This is a genomic window from Haladaptatus sp. W1 (assembly GCF_001723155.1).
Taxonomy (GTDB): domain Archaea; phylum Halobacteriota; class Halobacteria; order Halobacteriales; family Haladaptataceae; genus Haladaptatus; species Haladaptatus paucihalophilus.
In genome coordinates this window covers 1-6392 of sequence record NZ_MEIH01000090.1, presented here as the reverse complement: position 1 = coordinate 6392, position 6392 = coordinate 1, and the positions used below count along the sequence as shown (strand labels likewise).

4 protein-coding genes and 3 pseudogenes are annotated in these 6392 nt (G+C 65.3%); 3 read left to right on the top strand and 4 right to left on the bottom strand.

What is annotated here, in order from left to right; translation table 11 throughout:
- Nucleotides 1-29: 29 nt before the first annotated feature.
- From BG842_RS05150 to glpA, 3 genes are read right to left on the bottom strand one after another with little or no spacing between them, the layout of a single operon-like run.
- Nucleotides 30-1358 carry an anaerobic glycerol-3-phosphate dehydrogenase subunit C gene (locus tag BG842_RS05150; protein WP_069449946.1) on the bottom strand — a complete coding sequence of 443 codons (1329 nt, stop codon included), beginning with the start codon at nt 1356-1358 and terminating at the stop codon, nt 30-32.
- Nucleotides 1355-2635, bottom strand: a complete 1281-nt coding sequence (gene glpB, locus BG842_RS05145; protein WP_069449945.1) for a glycerol-3-phosphate dehydrogenase subunit GlpB — start codon at nt 2633-2635, stop codon at nt 1355-1357. Before glpB ends, BG842_RS05150 begins: the two co-directional genes overlap by 4 nt.
- Nucleotides 2625-4292: an anaerobic glycerol-3-phosphate dehydrogenase subunit GlpA gene (gene glpA, locus BG842_RS05140; protein ID WP_069449944.1), complete on the bottom strand. Its 1668-nt coding sequence runs from the start codon at nt 4290-4292 to the stop codon at nt 2625-2627. The genes glpB and glpA overlap by 11 nt, the downstream gene beginning before the upstream one ends.
- Nucleotides 4293-4475: 183 nt before the next feature.
- Here glpA and BG842_RS27175 point away from each other — a divergent pair.
- The 3 genes and pseudogenes from BG842_RS27175 to BG842_RS27170 form a co-directional block, all read left to right on the top strand.
- Nucleotides 4476-4724 (top strand): annotated as a pseudogene (locus BG842_RS27175) (AAA family ATPase); the annotation flags it as partial.
- 20 nt (nt 4725-4744) lie between these two features.
- Nucleotides 4745-5747, top strand: a pseudogene (gene larC, locus BG842_RS05135) (nickel pincer cofactor biosynthesis protein LarC); the annotation flags it as partial.
- 25 nt (nt 5748-5772) lie between these two features.
- A complete protein-coding gene (locus BG842_RS27170; protein ID WP_254662913.1) occupies nt 5773-5931 on the top strand; it encodes a hypothetical protein in 159 nt (52 codons plus the stop codon).
- A 74-nt stretch (nt 5932-6005) separates the two neighbouring features.
- Here BG842_RS27170 and BG842_RS05130 read toward each other — a convergent pair.
- Nucleotides 6006-6392, bottom strand: a pseudogene (locus tag BG842_RS05130) (hypothetical protein); the annotation flags it as partial.

Here is a 6392-nt window from a genome sequence, read left to right as displayed (position 1 = left end):
AAAAATGGCCGAACGAGTTCAGCGCGAATTCAACTGACCAGCGCCGCGTCCAGCACTTCGAGCGGGTGGCGGATATCGTAGCCCGTCCCGTGATTCATCTGCATCGCGCAGGTCGGACACTCGGTCATGCCCGTCTCGCCCTCCGTGTCCTCCATGTGTTCGAACATCTCCTCGCCGATTTTCATCGACGTGTCGTATTTCTCCTCCTTCCAGCCGTAGGTGCCGCTGATGCCGGAACAGGAGTCGCCGACGTCCACCGGGTCGGTGCCGTCGAGCGCCGACAGCAGTTCGACGGCCTGCCCGTCGAGTCCCTGATTTCTGGCGTGGCACGGTGCGTGGTAGGCGAGCGAGCCGAACTCGGATTCCGGGACGGAGGCGTCCGCGAGCGCGCCGTCCAAGTCCTCGTTGATGCGGAGGAATTCGAGGGCCTCGTAGGTGTTCGCGGCGACCTTCGCGGTGCCGTCGAACGAGTAGAGTTCGGGGTACTCCTGCCGGAGCGCCATCGAACAGGAGGTACACGAGCAGATGACGTCGTACCCCTGCTCGACCAGCGTGGCGAACGTCTCGATGTTGAACTTCGCGGCGCGCTTCGCATCGTCCAGCATGCCGTTGGCGAACATCGGCGTCCCCGAACAGCGCTGTTCGGGCACGACGACTTCGTAGCCGAACTCCTCGTACACGCGGACCATCGACTTGGCGACCTCGGGCGTGTTGAAGTTCGAGTAGTCGCCGTGGAAGTAGGCGACGCGCTTGTCGTCCGACTCCTCTTCGCCCCGGTTGCGCTCCGCTCGCTTTTTCGAGGTGGCGTTGCCGCCTCGCTCCTCCCACCAGTCGGTGAACGTCTGCTCGGCGAAGGCGGGGAACTCGCGTTCGCCCGCGATGCCGAGGAGTTTCTCGTAGACCGTCTTCGTCACCGAGAGGCCCATCACGAAGTTGGCGAGGCGGGGGAACTTCGCGCCGAGCGGCGCGAGTCGGCCGTAGTTCGCCAGAATCCGGTTGCGGATGTACTCCCGCGAGAACTTCGACATCTCTTCTTCCACGTACTCCCCGCGAGCCGTGTTGTGCATCCCGGAGAGCGGCACGTCGGAGGGACAGACGCTATCACAGCGCATGCAGTTCGAACACGACATGATGGAGTCGTCGATGTCCTGGTCCTCCTTGCGCTTGAGTCGCCACTGCTCGGGACCTTGGAACTTCGGTCCGGGGAAGTCGTCGTCCACTTCGGCGACGGGACACTCCGTGTCGCACGTCGAGCATTTATAGCAGTCGTCGGACCCCGGTCTGAGGTCGAGCGGTTCGCCTGTAAACACGTCTCGGAGTTCTGCCGCGTCTCGTCGGTCTGCTTGCTTCTCACTCATGGATTCACATTCACCTGTTCGCTCGCAATCCGTCCCGCCACGACGCCGGTCGAGAGCGAGACGCCGCTCCCTGACTTCTCCGCCGCGAAATCGTAGCCGCCGAGAACGCCACCGGCGGCGCGAAGGTTGTCGAATTCCGGTTCGCCGTCCGCGTCGAGCACCCGCAGTTCGTCGTCGGTTTTTACTCCGAATCGGGCGAAGGCATGGTCGCCGAACGCCTCGGGGTCCGACCAGTCGTACCGGTCCTCGGGCGCGGGGACGTGACAGTCGAAAATTGGCTCGGACACGCGCTCGCGCGTCGAATCGATTCCCTTGCCGACCAGGCCGCCCGTCGCCAGCACGAACTGGTCGCCGTAAAACGGGATTTCCGCGCCGTTTCGCTCCACGACGACGGCTTCGAGTTCGTCGTCCCCTTCGAAATCCACGACGGGATTCCCGGACGTGGTTCGCACACCCTCGTCTTTGAGGGCGTCGTGGAACGCGGTTTCGAGGCGCATCCCGGGAAGGCTCGGCGGTCCCATCGGAACCTCGAACACGTCCGCCCCCAGCTCGGCTTCCAGTGACGCTATCACCTCGCCGGGTCGTTCCTCGCCGAGCATCGCGGGGAACCCGACGCGTTCCGCGCCGCCGAGGTGGGGTTCGACCCGTTCGGCGAGCGCGGTGCGGACGGGCAGGGACGTCGAAATCCCGTTTCGCGTCCGTTCGATTCGCTCGTTTTCGTCCAGCGCGTAAGCGAGTCGGGTGATTCGGGCGTCGGTCCGAAAGTCGCCGGGGAACGCGACGGTGACGCCGCGCGCGTCGAACGGCACGTCCGCCGACAGTCGCTCGGCCGCCAACGGCGCGTCGAAATCGACCACCGTCTCGAAGCCGACCAACAGGGTGTCCCGGTCGTCGCTCGCCAGTCCGCTGGCGCTGGTTTTGGGATACCGCGCCGTCGGTTTGATTCGCCCGCCGAACGTCGGCACGAGGGCGTTCCTGTCGGTGTGGCCGCCCGCGTAGTCGGTCACGGAATCGAGGAGGTCGAGACCGTCTCGGATTCCCTCCTCGCCGACGGTTCGGTAGGGGTGCTCTTCGGGAAGCCCGGAGATGGCCTCGAACGGGTCCGCCACCAGTCCGTCGGCGTATCCCAGCACGTCGATGAGACCGCTCGCGTGCCGGAGCGTGCTCTCCTTGTGCGAGAGGAGTCTGACCTGCGCGCCCTCGCGGGCGGCGGAAAGCGCGGTCGCCATCCCGGCGATGCCGCCGCCGACGACCACAACGTCGTCCTCAATCGCCACGGTTGCCCCCGTCGAACGCCGCGAAATCGACGTCCTCGGTGTCCCCGTCGCGGTTCATGGTGGTCGCGTGAAGTGCGTAGTTCAGCGCGGCCTGTGAGAGCTGTTCGCCCCAGAGACCGTGCCGTTCGCCCTTCCAGCGCTCCTGAAACAGTTCGTCCAGCGCGTCGCGGGCGGTGGGTTCGTCGTACTCCGGGTGGAGTTCGCTCGCCATGCGCTGACAGCAGATGCCGCCCTGACAGTTGCCCATCGAGGCGCGGGTGCGGATGCGAACCGAGTTCAAATCGGTTCCCGCACCCTCTATCGCGTCCTGAATCTCCGCGCGGGTGACGGCCTCGCACTCGCAGATGACGGGGTTCGGGTCGGTGCTCGTGAGCACGCCTTCGGCCCGACTGCCGAGTCGCTGGACGCTCCGCCGTCCGATGGGGGACCGAAGCCCGAACTCCTCCATGTAGTCGTGCAGGAGGGTAAAATCGTGGCTTCCGGGGAGCGGTTCGTCGGCGGTGTGGCAGGTCGCCCTGACGCCGAGTTTGTCGCACACGTGGTCCGAAATCTGCTCGGCCATCATCCGGTACGTGGTGAACTTGCCGCCGACGATGCTCGCCATGCCGCCGAGGTCGTCGCGCTCCTCGTGGTCCAGCAGGAAGAAGTCGCGGGTGATGTCCGTCGGGTCGGTCGTCCCCGTCCCCGGCGGTTCGTACAGCGGCCGGACGCCCCAGAACGAGCGGATCGTTCGGGAGTCCCGGAGGATGGGAACGAGGTTCGACAACTCGTCTATCATCATATCGACTTCCCAGCCTTCCTCGGGGTAGTTCTCCGGGTCGTCTACCTCCTCGTCCGTGGTCCCGAGAATCGCCGTCGTCTCGTGGGGAACGATGATGTCGGCGTCGCCTTTGGGACGACAGTGGTTGATGACGGTATCCACCTGTCGGCAGTTCATCACCACCATCGCGCCTTTCGACGGACGGACTTCGACGTCGACGCCCGCCATGTCGCCGAGTTGTCCGGCCCACGCGCCCGTCGCGTTGACGACGTATTCGGCGCGAATCTCCTCGGTCGTTCCGGGTTTCGCGTGGTCCCGCTTGCCCGGCCCGCTCGCGTGGCGCACTTCGACGCCGGTCACGTCGCTTCCCTCGACCAGCACGTCCGTCACTTCAGCGTGCGTCTCGATTCGCGCCCCGTGCATCTCGGCGTCGGCCGCGTTGGCGACGCAAAGCCGGAACGGGTCGATGGCCCCGTCGGGGACCGAAATGGCGCGCTTTACGTCCTCGGTGAGGTAGGGTTCCTGTTCGCGGGCCTCCCGCGCGGTCAACTCGTCGGCCGGGATGCCACAGTCCCGACAGCCCTCTAACTTCTCCTCGAAGTAGTCGTCGGAATCGCCCTCTAACTGGACGAACTGCCCGCCGGTCATCTCGACGCAGTGACTGGCGATGTCCCGAAGGACGCGATTCTCCTCGATACACTCCTCGGCGCTGGCTTGGTCGGAGACGGCGTATCGGCCGCCGCTGTGGAGCAGGCCGTGCATCCGGCCCGTCGTCCCGTGGGTGAGATTTCCCTTCTCGACCAACGTCACGTCGAGTCCCCGCATTGCGAGGTCCCGGGCGATGCCCGTGCCCGTCGAACCACCCCCGACGACGAGCACATCGGCGTCAGTTGCCATGGATGTGGGTTAGTTGGAACGCACTTTAGTTTACCGCCAAGGAGGGTAGTATAGATAAAATACGGAACGGCCGTTGACGGCGGGGATAGTGGCCGGATACGCACGAACCGGTCCGGTCGAAGCTCCCCAACGCTACAGCGGAGAGACAACTGTTATCTATATCCGACCGGTTAGACCGCGATAATGGACATTGGTGAGCGCATCGAGCGACGACGGGCGACGCCGCCTGCCGCCAACCTCGTCGTCGAGTGGAGTGCACTCAGTCCGGTGACACACGTCTCGAATCCGGTCGGATGCGGTTCGACCTTGGAGCGATTGCTCGACGCGCTCGACCCCCTCTTCTCCGGGCATCTTCCGCCGAACGTTCACCTCTACGGCCCGCCCGGAGCCGGAAAATCCGCGCTCGTCTCCGCGGCCCGTGGTCAACAGTCTCGACCCGGAGGCGGATTCGACCTTCCAGGACCTACCGCGAGGTCATCGACGTGCTCGAATCCATGGGTCTCGACTGCCCTATCGAACGCGACGCGAAAGCCGTCTTTCGAATTCTCGGCGAGGCGGAGGCGAGCGTCCACGACACCGACCTCGATTCGACCCACTTCCACGAGGTCGGGACCGACGACGCGATCGCGGATATCGTCGGCGCGTCCCTGCTGCTCGCCGACCTCGACGCCGACCGAATCGTGACGACGCCCCTGGCGACCGGCGGCGGCGAAGTCGGCATGAGCCACGGAACGTTCCCGATACCCGCACCGGCGGTCGTGGAAATCGCGGCGGGTGCGGACTGGTCGCTGTCCGGCGGCCCCGTCGAAGCGGAACTGCTTACGCCGACCGGTGCCGCGATTCTCTCCACTTCGCCGATGGCGTCGAAACGCTTCCGACGCTGAACGTCGACGGCTCGGGATACGGCGCTGGCGGCCACGATTTCCCCGACCATCCGAACGTGTTGCGCGTCCTCGCCGGTGAGTCGAGCGGTGGTCTCGTGCGCGACGACATCACCGTCCTCGAAACCAATCTGGACGACGCGCCGCCGGAGGTGCTTGGCGGGCTTCAAGAAATTCTCGCGGACGCAGGCGCACGCGATGTCTCGATTCTCCCCGCGACGATGAAGAAGGCCCGCCCGGGGCACGTCGTGAAGGTCGTCGTCAAACCCGAGGACGCGGAACGGGTCGCCCGGAAACTCGCCGAGGAGACCGGGACGCTGGGCGTCCGCGAGACGGGTGTCCGCCACCGCTGGATTGCCCACCGGGAGTTCGAGACGGCGACGCTGGAAATAGACGGAGAGGAGTTAGACGGAGGGAATTCGACGTGTCGGTCAAAGTCGCCCGCGACGAGTCCGGGACGGTCTACGACGTGAGCGCGGAGTTCGACGACGCGCTGGCCGTGGCGACGGAAACCGGGCTCGCGGTTGGTGAGGTTATGCGGCGGGCAGAAGGGACGATTCACGAAAACCTATAACCGACGATAGGTCCTCGTTCGACATATGGCTCGTGTGCGCGTCCAGTGTCCGTACGAGGGATGTGACGGCATGGACGAGTTCGAAACCGACCCCGAAAGCGAGGTCATCGCCCGCGAGAAGGGACACTCGAGGTCGATAGATTCCAGAAAATCGGCAAGCAACTGCTCTCGGGCACCATCGTGAAGGAAGAACACCTCCAGTGTCCGAAGGACGAGTCGCACCAGTACACGGTTCTGGTCGAGCTATGACCGCCAGGGTCATTCCTCGCGGTGTTCCGCCAGCGCCTCCTCGATGGTCAACTCCCCGGCGGCGACCCGCCGGGCGAGTTCCTCGTCGATTTCGCGGTTGTCGGCAGACCGTTCGCGCGACCGGCGTTTGATGACGCCGAGTTCGCCCGCCGTCGGTTCGATTTCGCGCTCCTCCACGATTTTGCCCTCCAACCGTGCGATGTTGACCGCCGCGAGCACGTCGCCCATGCCGCGGGCGCCGGTGCCGAGGTACGGCGTCGTCCCGGTTTCGTCCACGAGTTCGACCCGCACGTCTTCGAGTTCGCGGATGAGTTGCGACCCCTGAAGTCGCGCGCCGTCGCCGATTCGAACCACGGGGTCGATGGCGTCCTTTGCCTCCTCCCGAACCACGTCCGC

Coding starts and splice junctions, on each gene's coding strand:
- glpA (WP_069449944.1), bottom strand. CDS start 4,292: ATGGCAACTGACGCCGATGTGCTCGTCGTCGGGGGTGGTTCGACGGGC.
- BG842_RS05150 (WP_069449946.1), bottom strand. CDS start 1,358: ATGAGTGAGAAGCAAGCAGACCGACGAGACGCGGCAGAACTCCGAGAC.
- BG842_RS27170 (WP_254662913.1), top strand. CDS start 5,773: ATGGCTCGTGTGCGCGTCCAGTGTCCGTACGAGGGATGTGACGGCATG.